At 67.9% G+C, this 21,763-nt stretch carries 17 protein-coding genes; 8 read left to right on the top strand and 9 right to left on the bottom strand.

The genetic code is table 11. The annotated features are described in order from the left end of the window. Positions 1–82 precede the first annotated feature (82 nt). Together orn and ACQ66H_RS13980 are read left to right on the top strand one after the other, a co-directional pair. Entirely contained in the window at positions 83–631 is a 549-nt protein-coding gene (gene orn / locus ACQ66H_RS13985; RefSeq protein WP_019917634.1) for an oligoribonuclease, read from the top strand. A 4-nt stretch (positions 632–635) separates the two neighbouring features. Beyond that, entirely contained in the window at positions 636–2,252 is a 1,617-nt protein-coding gene (locus ACQ66H_RS13980) for an NAD+ synthase (protein ID WP_430434522.1), read from the top strand. A gap of 49 nt (positions 2,253–2,301) precedes the next feature. Here the strand turns inward: ACQ66H_RS13980 and ACQ66H_RS13975 are convergent, their stop codons facing one another. Both ACQ66H_RS13975 and ACQ66H_RS13970 read right to left on the bottom strand, forming a co-directional pair. Then, positions 2,302–4,647 (bottom strand): tetratricopeptide repeat protein, encoded by a 2,346-nt coding sequence (locus ACQ66H_RS13975; RefSeq protein WP_430434521.1) that lies wholly within the window; start codon positions 4,645–4,647, stop codon positions 2,302–2,304. Continuing rightward, positions 4,644–6,386: a tetratricopeptide repeat protein gene (locus ACQ66H_RS13970; RefSeq protein WP_430434520.1), complete on the bottom strand. Its 1,743-nt coding sequence runs from the start codon at positions 6,384–6,386 to the stop codon at positions 4,644–4,646. Before ACQ66H_RS13970 ends, ACQ66H_RS13975 begins: the two co-directional genes overlap by 4 nt. Before the next feature lie 43 nt (positions 6,387–6,429). Between ACQ66H_RS13970 and ACQ66H_RS13965 the strand changes: the two genes are divergently transcribed. Further along, a complete protein-coding gene (locus tag ACQ66H_RS13965) occupies positions 6,430–6,645 on the top strand; it encodes a hypothetical protein (RefSeq protein ID WP_430434519.1) in 216 nt (71 codons plus the stop codon). Positions 6,646–6,728: 83 nt separating this feature from the next. Continuing rightward, on the top strand, positions 6,729–7,067 hold the full coding sequence (locus tag ACQ66H_RS13960) for a P-II family nitrogen regulator (RefSeq protein WP_019917638.1): 339 nt from the start codon (positions 6,729–6,731) through the stop codon (positions 7,065–7,067). A 22-nt stretch (positions 7,068–7,089) separates the two neighbouring features. Here ACQ66H_RS13960 and ACQ66H_RS13955 read toward each other — a convergent pair whose 3' ends face one another. Together ACQ66H_RS13955 and trxB are read right to left on the bottom strand one after the other, a co-directional pair. Further along, positions 7,090–7,668: a Smr/MutS family protein gene (locus ACQ66H_RS13955; RefSeq protein WP_020165190.1), complete on the bottom strand. Its 579-nt coding sequence runs from the start codon at positions 7,666–7,668 to the stop codon at positions 7,090–7,092. Positions 7,669–7,689: 21 nt separating this feature from the next. Further along, positions 7,690–8,646, bottom strand: coding sequence for a thioredoxin-disulfide reductase (gene trxB, locus ACQ66H_RS13950; protein WP_430434518.1), 957 nt, complete (start codon positions 8,644–8,646; stop codon positions 7,690–7,692). A 350-nt stretch (positions 8,647–8,996) separates the two neighbouring features. Between trxB and ACQ66H_RS13945 the strand changes: the two genes are divergently transcribed. The 4 genes from ACQ66H_RS13945 to ACQ66H_RS13930 all read left to right on the top strand — a co-directional run bounded on the left by ACQ66H_RS13945 (position 8,997) and on the right by ACQ66H_RS13930 (position 14,072). After that, entirely contained in the window at positions 8,997–9,620 is a 624-nt protein-coding gene (locus ACQ66H_RS13945; protein ID WP_019917642.1) for a Crp/Fnr family transcriptional regulator, read from the top strand. A gap of 200 nt (positions 9,621–9,820) precedes the next feature. Beyond that, positions 9,821–12,052 (top strand): DNA translocase FtsK, encoded by a 2,232-nt coding sequence (locus ACQ66H_RS13940; protein ID WP_430435641.1) that lies wholly within the window; start codon positions 9,821–9,823, stop codon positions 12,050–12,052. Further along, positions 12,049–12,687, top strand: coding sequence for an outer membrane lipoprotein chaperone LolA (lolA, locus tag ACQ66H_RS13935; protein WP_430434517.1), 639 nt, complete (start codon positions 12,049–12,051; stop codon positions 12,685–12,687). Before ACQ66H_RS13940 ends, lolA begins: the two co-directional genes overlap by 4 nt. Before the next feature lie 41 nt (positions 12,688–12,728). Continuing rightward, a complete protein-coding gene (locus tag ACQ66H_RS13930; protein ID WP_430435640.1) occupies positions 12,729–14,072 on the top strand; it encodes a replication-associated recombination protein A in 1,344 nt (447 codons plus the stop codon). Between the two features lie 415 nt (positions 14,073–14,487). Here the strand turns inward: ACQ66H_RS13930 and ACQ66H_RS13925 are convergent, their stop codons facing one another. The 5 genes from ACQ66H_RS13925 to prfB all read right to left on the bottom strand — a co-directional run bounded on the left by ACQ66H_RS13925 (position 14,488) and on the right by prfB (position 21,698). Next, complete coding sequence (locus tag ACQ66H_RS13925; protein WP_430434516.1) at positions 14,488–17,277, bottom strand: AAA family ATPase; 2,790 nt, start codon at positions 17,275–17,277, stop codon at positions 14,488–14,490. 53 nt (positions 17,278–17,330) lie between these two features. After that, positions 17,331–18,029 carry a hypothetical protein gene (locus ACQ66H_RS13920; RefSeq protein WP_430434515.1) on the bottom strand — a complete coding sequence of 233 codons (699 nt, stop codon included), beginning with the start codon at positions 18,027–18,029 and terminating at the stop codon, positions 17,331–17,333. Between the two features lie 16 nt (positions 18,030–18,045). Continuing rightward, positions 18,046–19,332: a hypothetical protein gene (locus ACQ66H_RS13915; protein ID WP_430434514.1), complete on the bottom strand. Its 1,287-nt coding sequence runs from the start codon at positions 19,330–19,332 to the stop codon at positions 18,046–18,048. Next, positions 19,329–20,591 carry a hypothetical protein gene (locus ACQ66H_RS13910; protein ID WP_430434513.1) on the bottom strand — a complete coding sequence of 421 codons (1,263 nt, stop codon included), beginning with the start codon at positions 20,589–20,591 and terminating at the stop codon, positions 19,329–19,331. Before ACQ66H_RS13910 ends, ACQ66H_RS13915 begins: the two co-directional genes overlap by 4 nt. Before the next feature lie 2 nt (positions 20,592–20,593). Then, positions 20,594–21,698, bottom strand: a protein-coding gene (gene prfB / locus ACQ66H_RS13905) for a peptide chain release factor 2 (RefSeq protein ID WP_430434512.1) whose coding sequence is annotated in 2 segments (ribosomal slippage) — positions 20,594–21,616 and positions 21,618–21,698 — 1,104 coding nt in all. Because the reading frame shifts where the segments join, the coding sequence is not laid out codon by codon here. Positions 21,699–21,763: the final 65 nt, after the last annotated feature.

Raw genomic sequence — 21,763 nt, 5'->3', positions numbered from 1 at the left:
TCCAGGTCACGCGAGTGTGACAAAATCGGGCCGATCCGCGTTCGGACGAACGCATTAATCCCGCTTGGAAATTTTCTCGATTATGGCACAGGACCCCACACATCTCGTCTGGCTGGACATGGAAATGACCGGTCTGGATCCGGACAACGACCGCGTGATCGAACTGGCCTGCGTGGTCACCGACGCCAATCTCGAAGTGATCGCCGAGGGCCCGGTGCTGGTGGTGCACCAGTCCGACGAAGTACTCGGCGGCATGGACAGCTGGAACACCGCCACCCACGGCAAGTCCGGCCTGACCGAGCGCGTGCGCGCCTCGACGCTGGACGAGAACGAGGCGGCCGCGCAGATGATCGCCTTCCTGAGCCAGTACGTACCCGAGCGCACCAGCCCGATCTGCGGCAACTCGATCTGCCAGGACCGCCGCTTCCTCGCCCGTCACATGCCGACGCTCGAAGCCTGGTTCCACTACCGCAATCTCGACGTGTCAACGCTGAAGGAACTGTGCAAGCGCTGGCGGCCGCAACTGGCCGCGCAGTTCAAGAAGGCGCAGCGGCACGAGGCGCTGGCCGACATCTACGAATCGATAGACGAACTGAAGTTCTACCGCGAACACTTCCTGCGCATGGAGTGAGGCGATGAGCACCCTTCGCATCGCCGTTGCGCAACTCAACTGCGTGGTCGGCGATCTCGATCATAACGCCACGCTCATCCTCGACGCCGCGCGCCGCGCGGTCGAGCAAGGCGCGGACCTGCTGCTGACGCCGGAGCTGGCACTGTGCGGCTACCCGCCGGAAGACCTCCTGCTGCGCCCGGACTTTCACCGCGCCTGCGCGCACGCGCTGGCCCGCATCGCTGCGGAGGCGCCGCGTGATCTGGCCGTGCTGGTGGGGCACCCGCACGCGAGTGGCGAGTGCCGGTACAACGCCGCCAGCCTGATCCGCGGCGGCCGGGTCGAGGCCACCTATTTCAAGATGCGCCTGCCGAACTACGAAGTGTTCGACGAGGAACGCTACTTCGACGCCGGCACGCAGCCGCTGGTGATCGACGTCAAGGGCGTGCAGGTGGGCGTGAACATCTGCGCAGACGTGTGGGAGGCTGGTGCGGCCGAGGCCGCCGCGGGCGCCGGCGCGCAACTGCTGGCCGTGCTCAACGCCTCGCCCTATCACCTGAACAAGCCGGTCACCCGCGAACAGGTGGTGGCCGAACGCGTGCTCGCCACCGGCGTGCCGGTCGTCTACTGCAATCTGGTCGGCGGTCAGGACGAACTGGTGTTCGACGGCGCCTCGTTCGCGCTCGACCGTCGTGGTCGTCTGGCGTGGCGCGCACCGCACTGCCGCGAACATTTCGCCACCGTTGAATTCAGCGCCGGCGACATCGTCGCCCAGCCGTTGCCGCCGACCACCACGGTCGAGCAGGACTGTTACGAAGCGCTGGTGCTCGGCGTCCGCGACTATCTCGGCAAGAACGGCTTCCGGTCGGCGCTGATCGGCCTGTCAGGTGGTGTCGATTCGGCGCTGACGCTGTGCATCGCCGTCAACGCCATCGGTGCCGAGAACGTGCGCGCAGTGATGATGCCGTCGCCCTACACGGCGCAGATGAGCCTCGATGACTCGCGCGAACTGGTGCGCAATCTCGGCGTGCGCTACGACGAAGTGTCGATCGCCCCCGCAATGACCACCTTCGAGCAGATGCTGAAACCGCTGTTCGGCGACGTTGCCGCCGACACCACCGAAGAGAACGTGCAGGCCCGCGCCCGCATGATCATGCTGATGGCCCTGTCCAACAAGACCGGCGCCATCGTGCTCACCACCGGCAACAAGAGCGAAATGGCGGTCGGCTATTCGACGCTCTACGGCGACCTCGCCGGCGGCTTCGCGGTGATCAAGGACATCTATAAAACCTTCGTCTACCGTCTGTGCGCCTGGCGCAACAGCCAGCGCCACGACATCCCCGACAACATCCTGACCCGCGCCCCCTCGGCCGAACTGCGCCCGAACCAGACCGACCAGGACAGCCTGCCGGCCTACGAAATCCTCGACGCCATCATCCAGGCGTATATGGAGCGCGACCAGTCACCGCGCGAAATCATCGCCGCCGGCTTCGCCGGGAACGACGTGCAGCGGGTGATCGGGCTGCTGAAGCGGAACGAGTACAAGCGCCGCCAGGCGCCGCCCGGGGTGCGGGTGACCGAGCGGGGGTTCGGGAAGGACTGGCGGTATCCGATTACGAATCGGTATCGGGACGAGCACTGAGGCGATCGCGGGCGCGGCGACGCGGTCCGCGGACCCGCAGAGTGGAGTCTCAGGGATCGCTCACCGCCGCCGCGAAATCCGGCATCTTCGTCAGGATGTCGTTACGCAGTGACTGTGCTGCGGCGACGTTCTGCTGGCGCAAACCGAGGTAGCTGCTGCGCAGGCCGGCGGCGTCGCGCGCGTTGGCGTGTACCAGTGCTTTCACGTGCCAGGCGTTCAGGAAGCCGGGGTAGCGCGCCGTCAGGCGGTCCAGCACCGCGATGCCCTTGGCGAACTGCCTGTTCTGTCCGTAGGCCTGACCGAGGAAGAACTGGCCGTCGGGCGACTCGGGCGCCAGTTGCTCGGCACGCTCCAGCACTTCGATCGCGCGGCCGACCTCCCGCTTCAGCATCAGCGCGTGGCCCAGATTGATCCAGCCATTAACGGTCTGAGGATCGAGCCGCACCGCGACTTCGAGTGCTTCCACCGCCTCCGCCGGGCGGCCCAGCAGAATCAGCACATAGCCTTTGCTGCTCCAGGCCGGGCCGGCGGTGGGATGGCGCTGGGTCGCGCGGGTCGCGTAGTCGAGGGAGCGCGCGTGATCCTGTTCGCGACCGTATTGCGCGCAGCGGGCGAGCAGCACTTCAAGACTGTCAGGCGCGGCCGCCTCGGCGCGCGTCAGTGCAGTGCGCGATTCGTCCACCAGCCCGGCACGCAGCGCTGCCTCGCTCAACGCGATCTGGTCTGGCGCGGTGGCGCCGGGCAGACGGGCCAGACTGCGGGCACTGGCAAGTGCGCCGGGCCAGTCGCCGAGCTGGCTCTGCACCTGATTCAGTTCGCGCAGGGCCGCCACGTCATCGGGGTGACGCGCAACGACCCGCTGACGCAGTTTCGCGGCCCCCGCGCGGTCTCCGGTGTTCGCCAGATGCCGGGCGAGGCTCAACTGCGCTTCGCGATGATCCGGATCGCGCGCCAGCACCGCGTCAATCATCGTCCGCCCCTCTTCGGTACGCCCGCTGTCCATCAGGAGAGCGCCGAGCGGCGCCGCGGCATCGTTGGAGGCGGGGGCAATGGCGAGTGCCTTGCGCAGCGCCTGCTCGGCCTCGGTATAACGGCTCTGCGCCAGCGACTCGTGCGCGAGCGCGATCAGCGTCGCCACGTTTTCGCTGCCGGAACTTGCGGTCGAGAGCACCGCGCGTGCCTGTTCGGTCTGTCCGGCCGCCTTCAGCGAACGCGCCAGTGCGGCCGACCACGACACCTCTCCGGGCCGGTGCCGCAGGGCGATGCGCCAGGCGCGGGCGGCTTCGGCAGGCTGGCCGAGCGCGTCGTGCGACTCGGCCAGCAGCGCCCAGGCATCGTCGTCATTCGGGTTGCGCTTGACCGCCTGCTGGGCGAGCGCGTTGGCAGCTTGCGCGTCTCCCTGCTGCATCCGCCATCGGCCCTCGACCCGATGAGGGTAGCCGGAGAAGGGCAGGATCTCGCGCGCACGGGCGAGGGCGGCGGATGCCTCCGCCGGGCGTTTGCCGGCGAACCGGACATCGCCCAGTTCGACCCAGGCGGCGGCGTTGCGCTCGTGCAGTTCGAGCGCGCGCAGCTGGTCGCGCTCGGCTTCGTCGTAGCGGCCGAGGTTCATCCTCGCCAGTCCGCGCAGACGCCAGGCCTCGGACGCATCGGGCAGGGCGTCGATCCAGCGGCTCGCCCATTCGGCCAGCGCCGCCATGTCGCGTGAATCGCGCAGCCGCTCTGCCTCTTCCGCCCAGCGCGGTTCCGCCTCGGGCACGACGAAGGGCGGCGGCGGAGGCGTGCCGGTCCGGGCAAGATCGGTGATCCATTCGGATGGCAGCGCGATATTCGTGTTCTGTCCCGCCACCATGGTGCCAGTGGTGATGCCGACCAGCCGGCCCTGGTCGTCGAACAGGCCGCCGCCGCTTGAGCCCGGCGACAGCGACGCCGACACGACGATGATCGGGGCGCTGTCGCCCGTCAGCAGATTGGATACCAGGCCACTGCTGACCGAGACACCCAGGCCGAGCGGGTTGCCGATCGCATGCACCCGATCGCCGATAGCGAGCGTGGCACCCGCCCGCTGCGTGACCGCGGGCGCGTCGAGGGTGTCGACCTCGAGCCGGCACAGATCGCGCTCGACGTCGCCGAGGGTCCAGCGGGCGCTGTGTGTCTTCGTGCCGTCATTGACCGAGATCGATTTCGCGTAGCGGATGACATGGCAATTGGTGATGACGGTCGCGCCTGCGATCACCACGCCGCTGCCTTCGCCGGCGATACGGTCCTCGATGTCGATGGCACGGACGGTCACCACGCCGGACAGCGCGGCTTTTACCGATGCCGCCGGTGGCGTGTCGGCCGAGGCGGGCAGGCCGTGGGCGGCGAGCAGCACGAAGAGGGCGCGGCGCATCATCGCGTGATCTCCAGCGGTACGATGCAGCAGAGGTAGGCGAGATCGGCGCGCTCGCGATCGAGTTCGCGCAGCCGGCCGTATGCCCGCCGGGCGTCGTCGTAGCGATCGAGCTTGTAGTAGACCTCGACCAGCACATGCCAGACCTGGGTCTGCGACGGGTCGATCGAGATGGCGTGCTCCAGGGACTTCACCGCGTCGGCATTCCGGTTCGTGCTGGCGTGGAGGAATCCGATCTGTCGCCAGCCGTCCGGATCCTTGGGGAAGTCCTTGGCCCAGCGCTTGAAGATTTCCATCGCCTCGTCGAAATGTGCGGAGTCCTTCAGCGCCAGGCCGAGCCGCCAGCGCCACAGGGGTTCGTCCGGCGACAGCGCGATCGCCTTGCGGAAAGAGGCGATCGCCTCCGTCCATCGCTGCTGGGCATAGGCGTTCTCCCCGATCGCGGACCACACCCAGGCGGGGGAAAGGGGCTTGTGCTCAAGGCTGAGCCTGAGCACCCGCGACGATTCCTGCGGACGCCCGAGCGCTGCCAGCGCGCGGCCGCGGAAATACAGCAGGTCGCCATCGGTTTCCGCCGACGGGCCTTGCCCGAGGATGAGCTCCAGTGCCCGTTCCGGCTTCCGGGCCGCCAGGTATGCGTCGGCGAGTCGCATCACTGCGCCCGTGTCGTTCCGCGCGAGGTGGTGCGCTCGCCTGCGATAGTCGAGCGACGCAGCGGTGTCGCCGCGGAGCGCTGCAATGTGGGCGAGGCCCTCAAGCGGGCCGCTCGACCACGGATACAACTGCTGAGCGTGACGGTAGGACGCTTCCGCTTCATCGAGGCGTTTCGCCATCCTTTGCGCGTAAGCCAGCATCAGCCATGCGTCCAGCTCGTCGCCGAAATCGGCGGTCAGCCGCCGGGCAGCGGTCAGCGCGTCGTCGGTCTTCTGCTGCCCGATCAGGGTGCGGCACAGGCCGAAGGCCGCCTGGCGATGACTGTCGTCCAGAGCGAGTGCGGCGCGATAGGCGGCCTCGGCCGCCGGCATCCTGTTCATGCCCTCGTTGGCTTGTGCCCGCGCGATCTGCGCGTCCACGCTCGTGCGGTGACGCTTGGCCCAGCGATCGGCATGCTGCAGCAGTTCGCTCCATTTCTGCTCCGCGACGAGGCGCTCGGCCTCGGCGGCGAGGCGCGCCTGTTCCTGGGCGGCCGCGTCGATGACGGCGGCGCGCTGGCCAACGCCGGCAAGCTGGCGGGCCTCGATGGCGAAATTGATGTTCTGGCCTTCGCGCCTGGACGTTTCGATCATGCCGATCAGCGCGCCGCTGGCGTCGAACAGGCCGCCACCCTCAGAGCCCGGTGAGATGGCTGCCGTGAACTGGATGCGCCGTTCGTTGTTGGCGCCGCGTATTGCCGACACGACGCCCTCGGAAATGCCGGTGCCAAGGCCGAGGCCGTTACTGACGGCATAGACGGTGTCCCCGGCCGACGGCAGGCCGGCGAGCTTGGGTGCCGGCAGTTTGCGGGCCCCGTCGGCGACCAGCGCACACAGTGCGTTCTGCGCGTCGCGCGACTCCAGCCGTGCAACGAGGACCGTGCTGTCCTTGCGCAGTTGCAGGGTGTGCTGTTGCGGGTTCCAGCCGGTTTCGCAGCGGGTGACGAAACGACCGCCGCCCAGTGATAGCGCACTGGCGACGGCCTCGGCAACGCCGTTCTCGTCCTGCAGATACAACTCGTACACGCTGGACGAGGCGCGCTCGAACACGGCGCGTGGGCCGGACCCTCCGTTGGCGGACCCCGACAGCATCATGGCGACTGAAATCAGGACGACGGTCTTCGTGCGCAGCGTGCTGTGCGGGGCGGTGCGAGCGGACATGGCGGACTCTGGCGCAGGCGACAGCGCGCATTATGCCGTCGGCTTGGCAAAGGCATTCGTCATTGTCGGCCGCGGTGTTGCCTTTATCACCGAGTGCTGCAGATGTCCCGGGTCGATTGGTCGCCCGGCGGTAGGGATCTGCGAATGAAGCTGCGACCCGCCGATTCAGGGGGTGCCGACGGCAGGCTCATAAGCCTTTATACTTCGCGGCCTCACCGAGGAGACTCCCGCATGAAAAAGATCGAAGCAGTCATCAAGCCTTTCAAGCTCGACGAAGTTCGCGAAGGCCTGTCGGAAGTCGGCGTGACCGGCCTGACGGTGACTGAAGTAAAGGGTTTCGGCCGCCAGAAGGGCCATACCGAGCTGTATCGCGGCGCCGAGTACGTCGTCGATTTCCTGCCCAAGATCAAGATCGAGGTCATCGTCGCCGACGAGACGGTCGAGCCGGCGGTCGAGGCCATCATCAAGGCGGCGCGTACCGGCAAGATCGGCGACGGCAAGATTTTCGTGATGCCGGTCGAGCAGGTGGTGCGCATCCGCACCGGTGAATCGGGCGAAGCGGCGATCTGATTCCGCGTCGGCCGGCCGCCGCTCAGTCGCGGGCGGCCGGTTTCAGCAGCACCATCAGCGCCCCGGCCCCACCCTCGTGCGGCCGGGCCTGACAGAAGGCCAGCACCTCCGGGCGGTGCATCAACCAGCCCAGCACCAGTCCTTTCAGCACCGGTTCCCGCCCGGGCGACCCCAGTCCTTTTCCGTGGATCACCCGCACGCAGCGCATGCCGCGACGGTGTGCGTCGTGCAGGAACTCGACCACCAGGTCGTGTGCCGCGTCGCGCGTGGCGCCGTGAAGGTCGATCTGCCCCTGCGACACCCAGCGACCGCGCCGCAGGTCGCGCAGCACCTGTCGCGTCAGCCCGGTGCGCAGGAAAGAGGGCTCCTCGCCGCCTTCCAGCCGCAGGTCGATCGACAGCGGTCCGCGCAGCGACTCGGCCAGCACCGACATGTCGTCCGCTTCGCGCTGCAGCGGCCAGGCGCGGGGCGGCGGCGTTTCGAGCAGTACGCGGTCAGTGGTGATCGGCTGTACGCCGACCACCGCCTGCCGGAACAGCGCGATGTCCTCTTCGCTGGGCAGTACCGGCGCCCTCGGGTGGCGCCGCTTTTTCGACGACATGAAATCGCGCGCTCACGGGGTTCAGGCGAGGCCCAGACTGTCCAGATAGCGCTCGGCGTCGAGTGCCGCCATGCAGCCGGTGCCGGCGCTGGTGACCGCCTGGCGGTAGATGTGGTCCTGCACGTCGCCGGCGGCGAACACGCCCGGAATGCTGGTCGCGGTGAAATTGCCGTTGCGGCCAGCCTGGGTGACGATGTAGCCGCCTTCCATGTCGAGCTGGCCTTCGAACAGCTGCGTATTCGGCTGGTGGCCGATGGCGATGAACACGCCGGCGAGCGCGACGTCCTCGGTCTTGCCGTCCAGCGTCAACTTGATGCGCATGCCGGTGACGCCGGTCTTGTCGCCCAGCACTTCGTCCAGCGTGCTGTGCCAGCGTATGGTCACCTTGCCCTGCTTTTCCTTCTCGAACAGCTTGTCCTGCAGGATCTTCTCCGACTTGAACTTGTCGCGGCGGTGCACCACCGTCACATGGCGTGCAATGTTCGCCAGATACAGTGCTTCCTCGACCGCGGTATTGCCGCCGCCGATCACCGCCACGTCCTGGTTGCGGTAGAAGAAGCCGTCGCAGGTCGCGCAGGCCGACACGCCCTTGCCGGCGAACGCTTCTTCCGACGGCAGGCCGAGGTATTTGGCGCTGGCACCGGTGGCGATGATGAGGGCGTCGCAGGTGTATTCGCCGTTGTCGCCGACCAGGCGGATCGGCTTTTCTTTCAGGTGGGCGGTGTGGATGTGGTCGAACACCATTTCCGTCTCGAAGCGCTCGGCATGGCGCTGGAAGCGGGCCATCAGGTCCGGGCCCTGCACCCCTTCGGCGTCAGCCGGCCAGTTGTTGACGTCGGTCGTGGTCATCAGCTGACCGCCCTGGGCCAGACCGGTGATCAGCACCGGCTTGAGGTTGGCGCGGGCGGCGTAGACGGCGGCGGTGTAGCCGGCCGGCCCCGAGCCGAGGATGAGGAGACGGGAGTGACGTGCAGCCATGGCGGAAATCCGTTCGTTTTGTTGGGTGTGGAGGGTGGCGGAGGATTATAGCGACCCGTCTGGCGACTGCCTCGCGGCCTCAAGTTCCTGTGACCCAGGTCCGATACACATGACAGATATTGGGGCAGTTTGTTTCCTGCGTGAAAAACTACCTATAATCAGGGCCGCTTCAGTGTTTGTGGCTCAGAATGGCCGAGTGGTCGCAGCGGTGCGACTTCGGCAATGACCACAGGCGCGACGATCCATTCAAAGCGGCGCAGCCTGTCCCCCCGTCCGGCATGCCCGTATCAGGAGGTCTTTTGATGGTAACGGCTCACCCCGTTTCAATTACCGCTCTGCGGACGTTTTCGATGTTCAGCGGTCTGCCCGACAGCAGCCTCGAACCGGTTGCCAAGGTCGCGAACATGCGGCGTGTGCCGCGCGGCTCGATCGTCGTGCGTGCCGGTGACAAGACGGATTTCGTATATCTGGTGCTTTCCGGCAGTCTCAAAGTGCTGGTCAGCGACGAGGAGGGCCGCGAGGTCATCCTGTCGATGCTGGGCCCGGGCGAACTGTTCGGCGAAATGGGGGTGCTCGACGACAATCCGCGTTCCGCCACCGTGGTGACCGTGGTGCCGAGCGACCTCATCGTGATCGCCAAGAGCGATTTCAAGCGCGTGCTGCAGGAGAACTTCGAAGTGTCGATGTTCATCATGCGCAATCTGGTGGCCCGTCTGCGCACCGCCGACCGCAAGATCGAAAGCCTGGCGCTGATGGACGTGTATGGCCGCGTTGCTCGCCTGCTGCTCGAAATGGCGGACGACGTGAATGGCGAGAAGGTGGTGAACCGCAAGATTTCGAAGCAGGACATCGCCAAGATGATCGGCGCGTCGCGCGAAATGGTGTCACGCGTGATGAAGGACCTGCACCTGCAGGGCCTGATCGAGGAAACCAATGGCAAGATCTTGCTGCGCGAGCGGCTCGAAACCGTCTGATTCCCGCGGCCCCGGTGGCTGCACACGATTGAGCACACGGGCCGCACATGCGGCCCGTGTGCTTTTGCAGGCCGTCCGCCTGCGCGCCGGCTGACATCGTCATCCGCTTATATAATCCCGCTTTGTTTTTCCCGGCACCGCACCGTTTCCCCGTGGCGAAAGACGCTCAGCAACTTCCCCTTCCCGAACGCATCGCCGCCGTGCTGCACGAAGCACGCTGGCTCGTGCTGGCCGCGATCGCGCTCTACCTCGTCATGGTGCTCGGCGGTTACGACCGCGCCGATCCGGGCTGGTCGCACGCCTCGGTGGTCGAGCAACTGCACAATCCGGGCGGCCGCTTCGGCGCCTGGCTGTCCGACCTCGCGCTGTTCCTGTTCGGCCTGTCGGCCTGGTGGTGGGTCGTCATGCTGGTTGGCGGCTGCGTCTGGCTGTCGCGCAGCGCCGACCGGCGCGAGGACAGGCGACCGCTGTTCGTCGCGCTCGGCGGTTTCCTGCTGGTGCTGATGGCGAGCTGCGCGCTCGAGGCCATCCGCTTTCACAGCATGGGTGCGGAGTTGCCGGTCGGACCCGGCGGCATGGTCGGTATCGAACTGGGGCGCCTGATCGCCGGCGCTTTCGGTTTCACCGGCGGCACGCTGTTGCTGCTGGTGACGCTGGGGGTCGGCCTCAGCGCGATGACCGGCGTGACCTGGCTGCGTGCCGCCGAAACGGTCGGCCGGGCGCTTGAGCTGGCGTGGTTCGCCAGCCTGAATGCCTGGGCGCACTGGCGTGACCGTCGCGTCGGCCAGCAGGTGGCGGAACAGCGCGAAGCGGTGGTCGAAGCCGAGCGACGCAAGCCGACGCGCCGGCGCGAACCGGTGCGCATCGAAGTGCCCGAGGTCGAAGTGCAGAAGTCGGAGCGCGTCGAGAAGGAGCGGCAGCAGACGCTGTTCGCCGACCTGCCGGGTTCGCTGCCGCCGCTGGCGCTGCTCGACGAAGCCAAGGCTGACATCGACCCGCCCAGCCCGGAATCGCTTGAACTCATTTCGCGCCAGATCGAACGCAAGCTGGCTGACTTCAATGTCGAGGTGAAGGTGCTGGCCGCCTACCCTGGCCCGGTCATCACGCGCTACGAAATCGAGCCGGCCACCGGCGTCAAGGGCAGCCAGATCGTCAATCTGGTGAAGGATCTGGCGCGCGCGCTGTCGGTCATGAGCATTCGCGTGGTCGAGACGATTCCGGGCAAGAGCTGCATGGGTCTGGAAATCCCGAACACCCGGCGGCAGATCGTGCGGCTGTCGGAAATCCTCGGTTCTGCGGTCTATCACGACATGTCCAGCCCGCTGACCATGGCGCTGGGCAAGGACATCGGCGGTCAGCCCATGGTGGCCGACCTTGCGCGCATGCCGCACGTGCTGGTCGCGGGTACCACCGGCTCCGGCAAATCGGTGGCGATCAACGCGATGATCCTGTCGCTGCTGTACAAGGCCGATCCGAGCAAGGTGCGGCTCATCATGGTCAACCCGAAGATGCTGGAGCTGTCGGTCTATGAAGGCATTCCCCATCTGCTGGCGCCGGTGGTGACCGACATGCGGCACGCCGCCAACGCGCTGAACTGGTGCGTCGGCGAGATGGACCGCCGCTACAAGCTGATGTCGGCGATGGGCGTGCGCAACCTCGCCGGCTACAACAGCAAGATCACCGACGCCGAAAAGGCCGGCACGCCGCTGACCAATCCGTTCTCGATCACGCCGGAAACGCCGGAGCCGCTGTTGACGATGCCGATGATCGTCGTTGTGATCGACGAACTGGCCGACCTGATGATGGTGGCCGGCAAGAAGATCGAGGAACTGATCGCACGGCTGGCGCAGAAGGCGCGCGCGGCCGGCATCCACCTGATCCTGGCGACGCAGCGGCCGTCGGTCAACGTGATCACCGGCCTGATCAAGGCCAATGTGCCGACGCGCATCGCCTTCCAGGTATCGAGCAAGATCGACTCGCGCACCATCCTCGACCAGATGGGCGCCGAGGCGCTGCTGGGGCAGGGCGACATGCTCTACCTCGCGCCGGGCACCGGCGTGCCGACGCGCGTGCATGGTGCCTTCGTCGCCGACGGCGAAGTGCACAAGGTGGTCGAGCACCTGAAGACCACCGGCGCGCCGGACTACGTCGAAGGCATCCTCAGCGGCACCGGCGACGACGAGGGCGGCGAACTGTCGCTCGACGGCGCGGGCGGTGGTGGCGCCGACGGCGAGTCGGACCCTTTGTACGACCAGGCGGTCGAAGTGGTTCTGAAGACCCGGCGGCCGTCGATTTCGCTGGTGCAGCGCCATCTGCGCATCGGCTACAACCGCGCGGCGCGACTGATCGAACAGATGGAACGTTCGGGTCTGGTGTCCCCGATGAACGCAACCGGCGGGCGCGAAGTGCTCGCACCCGCCCGCGAGGAATGACCATGATTTCACGCATCCGCAGCGGCATCGCCGCCGTCGCGCTGGCGCTGCCGCTGTCCGTCTTTGCCGGCGCGATCGACCAGCTGCGCACCTTCGTCGAATCGACGCAATCCGGCCGCGCCACCTTCGACCAGCAGGTGACCGCCAAGTCCGGCCGCAAGCCGCAGAATGCCAGCGGCACGATGGCCTTCTCGCGCCCGGGCAAGTTCCGCTGGACCTATGACAAGCCCTACTACCAGCTGCTGGTCGGTGACGGCGAAAAGCTGTGGGTGCATGACCGCGACCTGAACCAGGTGACGGTAAAGACGCTGGGCGACGCGCTGGCGTCAACGCCGGCCGCGCTGCTGGCCGGCCGCAACGAACTGGAAAAGAATTTCGACCTCAGCGAGGGCGGCAGCGAGGACGGCCTGGACTGGGTCAACGCGAAGCCGAAGGCGAACGAGGGCGGTTTCGAAGCGGTGCGCATCGGCTTCAAGGACGGCCTGCTGCGCGGCATGGTGCTGCGCGACAGCTTCGGCCAGACGACGAAGCTGCGCTTCACCTCCTTCGAGCGCAATCCGGCCATCGATCCGGCGCAGTTCCGCTTCACGCCGCCGGCCGGTGCCGACGTCATCAGCGACGACGCGAAGAAGTGAAGCCGGGCCGCGAGTGATCCGCAGTGACTGACCTTTTCGGCATGCCGGACGAGCCGGCACCTCCGGCGCGGGCCGCGTCCGCGACCGAGGCCCGTGCGTCGGCCAACGCGCCGCTGGCCGAGCTGCTGCGCCCGAAAACGCCGGATGAAGTGATCGGCCAGCAGCACCTGCTCGGCCCGGGCAAGCCGTTGCGCCTCGCTTTCGAATCCGGCATCCCGCATTCGATGATCCTGTGGGGGCCGCCGGGCGTCGGCAAGACCACGCTGGCGCGGCTGATGGCCAACGCCTTCGACGCCGAATTCACTGCGCTGTCGGCCGTGTTCTCCGGCGTCAAGGACATCCGCGAGGCGATGCAGCGCGCCGAAACGGTGGCCGCCAACACCGGGCGGCGCACCATCCTCTTCGTCGACGAAGTGCATCGCTTCAACAAGGCGCAGCAGGACGCCTTCCTGCCCTACGTCGAATCGGGTGTCGTCACCTTCATCGGCGCCACCACCGAGAACCCGAGTTTCGAGGTCAATTCGGCGCTGCTGTCGCGTGCTTCGGTCTATGTGCTGCAGAGCCTGACCGAGGACGAAATGGTGACGCTGTTCGAACGTGCGCGCGACAGCGCGCTCGGCGGCCTGAACTTCGACGAGGACGCGCGTACGCGGCTGATCGGTTTCGCCGACGGCGACGCCCGCAAGCTGCTGAATCTGCTCGAACAGCTGGGCACGGCCGCGCGCACCGCCAAGGTCGATCCGGTCACCGCGGCCTTCGTCAACAGCACCTTGTCGCGCAATCTGCGCCGCTTCGACAAGGGCGGCGACGCTTATTACGACCAGATATCGGCGCTGCACAAGTCGGTGCGCGGCTCAAACCCGGACGCAGCGCTGTACTGGTTCGTGCGCATGCTCGACGGTGGCGCCGATCCGCTCTACCTCGGCCGGCGCATCGTGCGCATGGCGGTCGAGGACATCGGCCTCGCCGATCCGCGCGCGCTCGAGATTTCGCTGCAGGCCTGCCAGACCTACGAGCGCCTCGGATCACCGGAGGGCGAGCTGGCGCTGGCGCAGGCCGTCATCTTCCTTGCGTGCGCCGCCAAGTCGAATGCCGTGTACATGGCCTACAACGCGGCGCGCCGTTTCGTGAGTGAGGACGGCTCGCGACCGGTACCGCTGCACCTGCGCAACGCGCCGACCAAGCTGATGAAGAATATGGGCTTCGGCGCCGAATACCGCTACGCGCACGACGAGGAGGGCGGCTACGCGGCCGGCGAGCGCTACCTGCCGGACGGCATGAAGGACGTGCAGTGGTACCAGCCGACCGACCGCGGCATGGAAGCCAAGATCGCCGAAAAACTGAACTGGCTGCGCGAACGGGACCGCAAGGCGCGGGGCGACTGATCGAGGCGACCGCGCCGTTGCAGGCAAGGCCGCTTCCACAGGGATAGCGCCCAACCCGCGGCAGTAGCTGGGGTTCTGTGGGAGAGATCGCGCCCGACCTGTGGTCGGAGCCGGATTTCTGTGGGAGGGGTCTTCTGACCCCGACAGCGGCGGTGGGCGGCGCGTAGCGCCAGTTTCAGGCCCTGTCGGCAGCAAGGCCGCCTGCCTCAGCGGCCCTCGCTGCGCAGTCCCGTGCCGAAGACCGTGGGAGCGAGTTTGCTCGCGATTGCGGCCGTGATCGAAGCCCGTGGTCGTCCGAGGGCGCATCGCGACCAGAGGTCGCTCCCACGAAAGCACTCCCAAGCCGAGGCCCGAGCCGGGTTTCTGTGGGAGGGGTCTTCCGACCCCGACAGCGGCGGTGAAGCTCAGCGACGCGCTATTTCGCCCGCTTCAGCACACCGATCGGCGGTGCCCAGCCTTCGCCCGGCGCCTTCTTGCTGGTGACCAGCGTGAGCTGGGCCGGCGCGAACACGTTGGCGTTGTGGGTGACCGGTGTGGTGATCAGGTACTGCGCCCGCGTGGCGCCGAGGAAGCGGCCGACGCGGTCGATGTTGGCGACGTCGAGGTGGGCGAAGGGTTCGTCGATGAACACGAAGCCGCCCGGTCGGGTGTCGTCCATCAGCAGCGCGATCAGCAGGATGAGCGACTTCATCACCTGCTGGCCGCCGGACGCTTCGCCGTCGTTGAGGCCGACCGCGCCCTTGCGGTCGAAGTCGAAGCTCACGTCGAGCCCGGCCTGGGCCAGCGACAGGTCGTCGTTGTCCAGATGCGGCGTCGGGCAGTCGACGCCGACGCCGGCCAGGTCGCCGAGGGCGCGCAGGTTCTTTGCGTACTGGCGCACCGTGGCGCGCAGCTTGGCGATGTAGGCCGAGCGCGCGTCGTCGGTCAGGCGGCGCGCGGTGGCGCAGTAACCCTGGCGGGCAGCGTAGTCCTGCTCACGCTTGGCGAGGTCGTCACGCAGGCGCTCGCGCAAGGTGAGCGCCGACGGGTCGGTGATCCAGTCACCGCGTGCCAGCAGCTCGCGCAGGCGGCCCAGCTCGCGCCGTGCCGCGCGGGCGTCGCCGTAACGTTCGGCCAGCTGTGCCAGTTCCTGCGGGTCCAGCCAGTGCGCCGGCATGCCGCGACGACGCGCGCGCAGCTGCAGCAGGCGGCGCGCCTGTTCGTTGCGGCGCGGTGCCGACTCCTGCGTCAGCTCGCGCAGGCGGCGACCGGTGTCGTCGATCTCGCGGCGGCGGCGGTCGGATTCGACCTCGATGCCGCGCAGGTTTTCGTTCAGCCTTTCGACCTCGCGGCGGGCGGCATCGCGTGCCGCTTCGGCGGCTGCGCTGCGTTCGCGTGCGGCCGGCTGTGCCTGCGCGACGGCGGCGAATTCGGCGCTGCGTTCGGCCAGCAGCGTGGCCGACTGCAGACCGAGCAGACGGGCGCGCAGCGCCTTCAGCCGTTCGCGCGCGGCGTCGAGCTGCGGACTCAGTTCGCGCCGCTGGTTGTCGAGCGCGGCGATGTCGGCGCCAAGCTGGGCGATGCGCGCCTGGCGCGCCAGTTCGCCGAAGTGGAATTCGGCGGGCCGGCCGAGGTGGCGGGCGCCGCGGCGTTCCTTGTGATAGCCGTCGCGGGTGATCCACTCGTCGTCGCGCGGCAGAGTGCGTGCCGCTTCGGCATCGTTGACGCGCTGCATGCGGTTCAGCAGGTCGCACAGCCAGCGCGGTACCGGCGCGGCGAAGCGCACCACTTCGGCCAGCGAACCGGCACGCGGCGCGGCCGCGGTTTCGCGTTCGGCGACGATGAAGTGGCGGAAGCGCGCGCGTTCGCCCAGCGCCCAGGCGGCGTGGCGGTCGTCCTCGCGCTCCAGCAGGATGAGGTGGCGGTAGGGCCGCAGCACCGCTTCGAGCGCCGCCTGCCAGGCGGTGTCGGTCACCTCGACCACGTCGGACAGCGCGCTGTGCGCGATGCCGGCTTCGTCCAGCCCAGCGCGGAATTCACTCACTTCGCGGTCGCTCGGTGCGCCGCGGCGTTCACGTGCGGCGCGCAGCGCCTCGGTCTTTTCCTCGAAGCGCAGCACCAGGGCACGTTCGTCGGCGGCCAACCGGGCGGCGGTCGATTCCGCCTCGGCGTGCTCGGCTTCCAGCGCCAGCGCGTCGGCGCCATGCTCGCTGGCGACGCGTTCGCGCAGCTTGCGCTCCTCATCGAGCAGGCGCTCGATGTCGCGCAGCGCGTCATGCGCCGCCAGCTGTTCGGTCTCGGTGGCCTTCTCGGCAGCGCGTGCGGCATCCAGCGCCGACTTCGCGGTGTCGCGCTCGCCCTTCACCGATTCCAGCCGCGCCGACACGGCATCGTGCTCGACGCGCAGCCTGCGCAGGTCTTCGCGCAGCCGCGTCAGACCGCTGCGCTCGCCCTCGATGTCGCGGCTCAGTTCGGCCACTTCCAGCCGCGGCACGATTTCGGCCTCCAGCGCGTGCGCCTCGTCCGAATGCTGCTTCCATTCGAGGTAGTTGTCGGCTTCCATGCGCTTGGCTTCGGCCTGGGTGCGCAGGCGGTCGAGGTCGAGGCCGATGCTTTCCAGTTCGCGCTCGGCGCTCTTCTGCTCCTCGCGCGCGGCCTGGTAGTTGTCCAGCACCTCCTTGTCGCCGAACACGTCGAACACGAGGTCGAGCAGGGCACGCGGCGAGTACTCGCACAGCTTGTCGGTGTCGCCCTGTTCGAGCGACAGCACCTTGGCGATGGCCGGTGTCAGGCCGCCCCAGGCGAGGCGGTTCTGGTAGTCGCGCAGGCCGGCCCAGTCGCTGCCGGCTTCCAGCTGTTCGATCGCCACATTGCCGTTGACGATGGCGTAGTCGCGCGTCCAGTCGCCGCCGGCGCGCTTGATGCGGCAGGCCAGCGTCACTTCGTCGTGGATGCAGGGGAAGAAGGGCCGCTTGCCGGTGCCGCCCGGCACATTGGCGACCACCGCGCGTATCCAGGCGAAGTCGCGGTCGGCGCGACGGACGTAGCGGCGGAAGTCGCGCTTGCCGGAACAGCGCAGCGCGAACAGCGTGCGCAGCGCGTCGAGCAGCGTGGTCTTGCCGGAGCCATTGGGACCGACGATGGTGATGATCTGGGCGTCGAGCGGCAGCGTGAAGCGCCGCCAGAAATCCCAGTGCACCAGTTCGAGTTGCTTGATGTGGAACATGGTCGTGGATCGTCAGCGCGAGTGAAGGGGGCGTCGGAACGGGGTCGGCGTCATCATTCTTCGCCGTCCTCGTCGGCCTGCGCGTCCTGCGCCAGTTCGAAAGCGTTGGCGGCGGGCAGGCGATGGCCGGCTTCGGCCAGTACGTCGGCCAGCGTGCCGTGGATGACGCGGTCGGCCAGGATGCGGTAGTCGAGCAGCACGTCGAGCAGCGGGCCTTCGAGCACCTGGCCGCCGCGCCGCTCGATGAAGCCGAGGCGGGCCAGCTTGCCCAGTGCGAAATTGAGCTTGGTCTTGCCACCGAGGCGGTTGCCGAAGTCGGCCGCCAGAGACGCTTCGGACAGCGCGCCCGATACCGCCTCGCCGTGCTCGACCGGCGTTTCGGCGCCGAACATGTCGTCCTGGCCGTCGTCGTGCAGGCTGCGGCGGTTCACCTGGCGCTCGCGCTTGGGCAGCACGATGAGCGCCCAGATCACCATCAGCCAGGCCAGTTCATCGCGCGTCAGACCGACGTTGGACGCCGCGTACTCGCGGCCCTGGCCGAACACCGGTTCGCGCATGTCTTCGGACAGACCGACCGCGATGTGCGCGGCATAGGGGTTGTCGAGCAACTGCAGGCCGACTGTGGCCAGCCGGTTGTCCAGCGCGTGGCGGAAGCTGTCGTTGACCAGCGCGCGCCGCGCCAGCACGTCGGAACGCGGGATCGAGCGGTGCGCCAGCAGGCGGGCGGTGAGGGTGCGCAGTTCTGTTTCCATCGTCACTCGCGTCGGGTCAGGGTTGATTCGTCATCCGCGGCGCGACTTCGCCGACCGTGATGGCGGCGACGTTCTCGTCGTTGACCGGCTGGATGTCTTCGCTGAAGCGCACGTCCACCGGCATGCGCAGGAAGTCGGCGATCGGGCCCTCGCCGGCTTCGCGCATGCCGTCGGCGTCGCTGTCGCGCAGCAGCGCCAGCAGCGACATGCGGTAGGAAGCCTGGGCGAAGCTGCCGCCGGGCACCACGTCGGCAAGCGACGACGGCGCGCTGAGGCGTTCGATGCGCTGGCCGAACAGTTCGAGCAGGCGCAGGTCTTCCATCTGCGGCGCCGGTGCGACCGGCGCTTCGTCCGGCGCCGGCAGCGCGGAGGTGCCGGCTTCCGGCACCGGTTCGTTGGCGGCGGCCGGCTCGGCACGGTCCAGCAGTTCGTGGCCGCCGGCCAGCAGCGTGAGATCGGGGCAGGGCGTCAGCGCGTCGGCGCACAGACCGGCCAGTGCGGCCGCATCCAGCCCGCGCAGCCAGCTGGCCACGTCGGACGACGAGATGCCGGAGCCGCCCAGCGTCACGCGCTGCGACTCGATCTTGTTCAGCGCGCGCTGGAAGGAGGCATCGACCCGCGCCAGCCGCGACTGCGCCAGACCGATGCGCTGCGCCAGACTGGCGCGCTCGAACGGGATGTCCTCGTCGGCCAGCAGTTCACGCAGCAGCAGCGTGCCGCGATCCAGCCAGCGCGCGTTGGCGGCGAGCCGGCGGCGCGCCGACAGGATGCGGAATTCGGAGCCGGAGGCGATGGCGTCCTCGAAGTGCAGCGTGAGGTCGTTCAGCTTGCCCAGCAACTGCTGCAGCGCTTCGCCGGTATCGCCATCGACCGCCTGCAGACCCGCGAGCTGGGCGGTCAGGAAGCCCAGCTCGACGTCCTCGTCGCCCGACAGTTCGAGCAGCATGGTGAGTGCGGCGCAGGCATTGCGGCCGACGTCGGACAGCAGGTACTGGCCATCGGCGATCAGCAGCAGCGCGTGGTCGCGCAGCCGGCGCAGCACCGTTTCGAGCTTGACCGGATCGATGAAGGCGAAGCGGGCACGCAGCGCGTCTGGCGACCAGCGCGGCATGTCAGCGGTGCGGCCGATCTCGCCCAGCACCATCACGCGCATCAGCACCTCGGCTTCCGAGCCGTGGAACAGCGTGGTGAAGGCGGCCAGCATCGGACGCGCGCGCAGCAGTCGGTCCAGTTCGGGCACTTCGTCGGCATCGACGCCGGGGGCGAGGAAGTCGGTGAAGCCGGCAGCGTTGTCGATGCTCACTTGTACAGCTCCAGTGCGGCGATGCGCGCGTCGATGTCGGCCAGCACCGCGTTGTAGGCGGGCGCGCCGACGCCACCGAAACGACGCTGGAATGCCGCTTCCGGCATGAATTCAGCAAGGCCCGCGATCGACGGCAACAGGTCTTCGGTCGCCGGATCGCCGCCGAGTATGCGGCTCACTGCGTCGTCGCCGGCGGCGATGCGTTCGCCGAGACGGGTGCCGGCACGGTCGGCCAGCAGATCGGTGAAGGAAAAACCGCTGCCGCCGCGCGCGTCGCGTATTTCCTTCGACAGGCCGATCGCGTTCGCCCACTGAGCGCCGGCGTGGGCGGCAATCAGTGCGGAACCGACGAAGTGCTGCGTCAGGTCCTCACGTCCGTGCAGCGTCAGCACCTGGCGCGGAACCGGTGGCCAGTCGGCGGCGGCCGGTATCAGCAGGGCAGGCGAGCGGCCATTCACGTGCAGCGCCAGTGCGAGCAGGGCCGAGCGTTGTTCGGCGACCGTGTCGCCGCCGCGCGTCTGTGCCAGTGCGAACAGTCGCTGCAGCACCGGCGGCAGGCTGTCGGCGTCGCGCGCTGCGCCGCCTTCGCGCAGCGCGAGTACGGCGGTGCGCAACTCGGCGTGATAGGCGGCCAGCCGCTCAGCTTCGCCGGCTGGCAGCAGCGCGCGCATGCCCTCGGCAGCCACCTGCCTGCTCAGTGCGTAGTCGATGCGCAGCCCATCGCGCGAAATCCGTGCGCCGCGCACGACCTCGGACAGCAGGGCCGGATCGCCGCCATAGCCGAACTGGCGCAGCAGCCAGGGCAGGGCGGCTGCGAAGGCGGTGCGCGCGATCGGGGCTGGTAGCGACAGACTGCCGATCTGCAGTCCGTCCAGCCGCGGCTCGCCGTCGGCGATGACGACGGGCGCGTCGATATTGAGCCAGAGGGTGCCGGGTAGTGCGGTGGCGGTACGCAGATTCATCTGCCCGTTGACGCTGACCGCCTGCGCCCGCGTGTCCGGCAGCCGCTTCGCCGCGATCTGCAGCAGGGCCTGCACTTCGTCGGTCGCCAGCACGATGCTGCGGCGCTCGCCGTCGCGCAGCCGGCGCGGGTCGAGTTCGCCCAGCCGCTTGGCGGCTCGGTCGGCCGAGCGGGCGGAGATGACCGCCTGCGCGTCGGTGATCGACGGTGCGCTGTCGAGCGCCGCCCACAGTGCAAGCAACAGGGCGGCGACGCTCAGCGCGACGCCGAACATCACGGCGCGCAGCAGGAAACGCACCGTCAGACGCCCTGTTTCAGGCTGGCCTGGATGAAGCCGTCGAGGTCGCCGTCGAGCACGGCCTGCGTGTTGCCGACTTCGTGATTGGTGCGCAGGTCCTTGATGCGGCTCTGGTCGAGCACGTAGGAGCGGATCTGATGACCCCAGCCGATGTCGCTCTTGGTGTCTTCGAGCGCCTGCTGTGCCGCCTGGCGCTTGCGCAGTTCGGCTTCGTACAGCCGCGACTTCAGCATGGCCATCGCTTCGGCACGGTTCTTGTGCTGCGAGCGGTCGTTCTGGCACTGCACGACGATGCCGGTCGGCACGTGCGTGATGCGGATGGCCGAATCGGTCTTGTTGATGTGCTGACCGCCGGCGCCGGAGGCGCGGAAGGTGTTGACGCGCAGGTCGGCGGGGTTGATGTTGACCTCGATCGAGTCATCGACTTCCGGGTACACGAACACGCTGGAAAAGCTGGTGTGGCGACGCGCACCGGAATCGAAGGGGCTCTTGCGCACCAGCCGGTGGATGCCGGTTTCGGTGCGCAGCGTGCCGTAGGCGTATTCGGCGCTGATCTTCAGCGTGGCGCTCTTGATGCCGGCGACTTCGCCTTCGGACTCTTCCAGTACCTCGACGCCGAAACCCTTGCGCTCGCAGTACTTCACGTACATGCGCAGCAGCATCGACGCCCAGTCCTGCGCTTCGGTGCCGCCGGCACCGGCCTGGATTTCCAGGAAGCAGTTGCTCGGGTCCTGCGGGTTGTTGAACATGCGGCGGAATTCGAGGCCAGCGACGTCGGCTTCGATCTTTTCCTTGTCCGCTTCGATGGCGACCACGGTGTCCTCGTCCGCTTCTTCGCGGGCGAGTTCGAACAGGTCACGGGTGTCGGCCAGGCGGGCGTCGATCGATTCCAGCGTGCGCACGACCGCTTCCAGTCCGTGCTTTTCCTTGCCCAGTTCCTGCGCGCGCGCGGCGTCGTTCCAGACCGTCGGGTCCTCGAGTGCGCGTTCTACTTCTTCGAGCCGCGATGCCTTGGCATCGTAGTCAAAGATACCTCCGCAGTTCGCCGGCCCGCGATTGCAGGTCGGTCAGGTGATTGGCGATGGCGTTGAGGCGTTCTGCTTCCATGGTAGGTACCGGCCGAATTGCGTAAAACCCGGCATTCTACCGTTGCAGGCGGCCGGGATGTTTTC

Source organism: Methyloversatilis sp., from assembly GCF_965284615.1.
Classification (GTDB): domain Bacteria; phylum Pseudomonadota; class Gammaproteobacteria; order Burkholderiales; family Rhodocyclaceae; genus Methyloversatilis.
The sequence above is the reverse complement of the archived record's forward strand: the minus strand, read 5'-3'. Positions and strand labels throughout refer to the sequence as shown.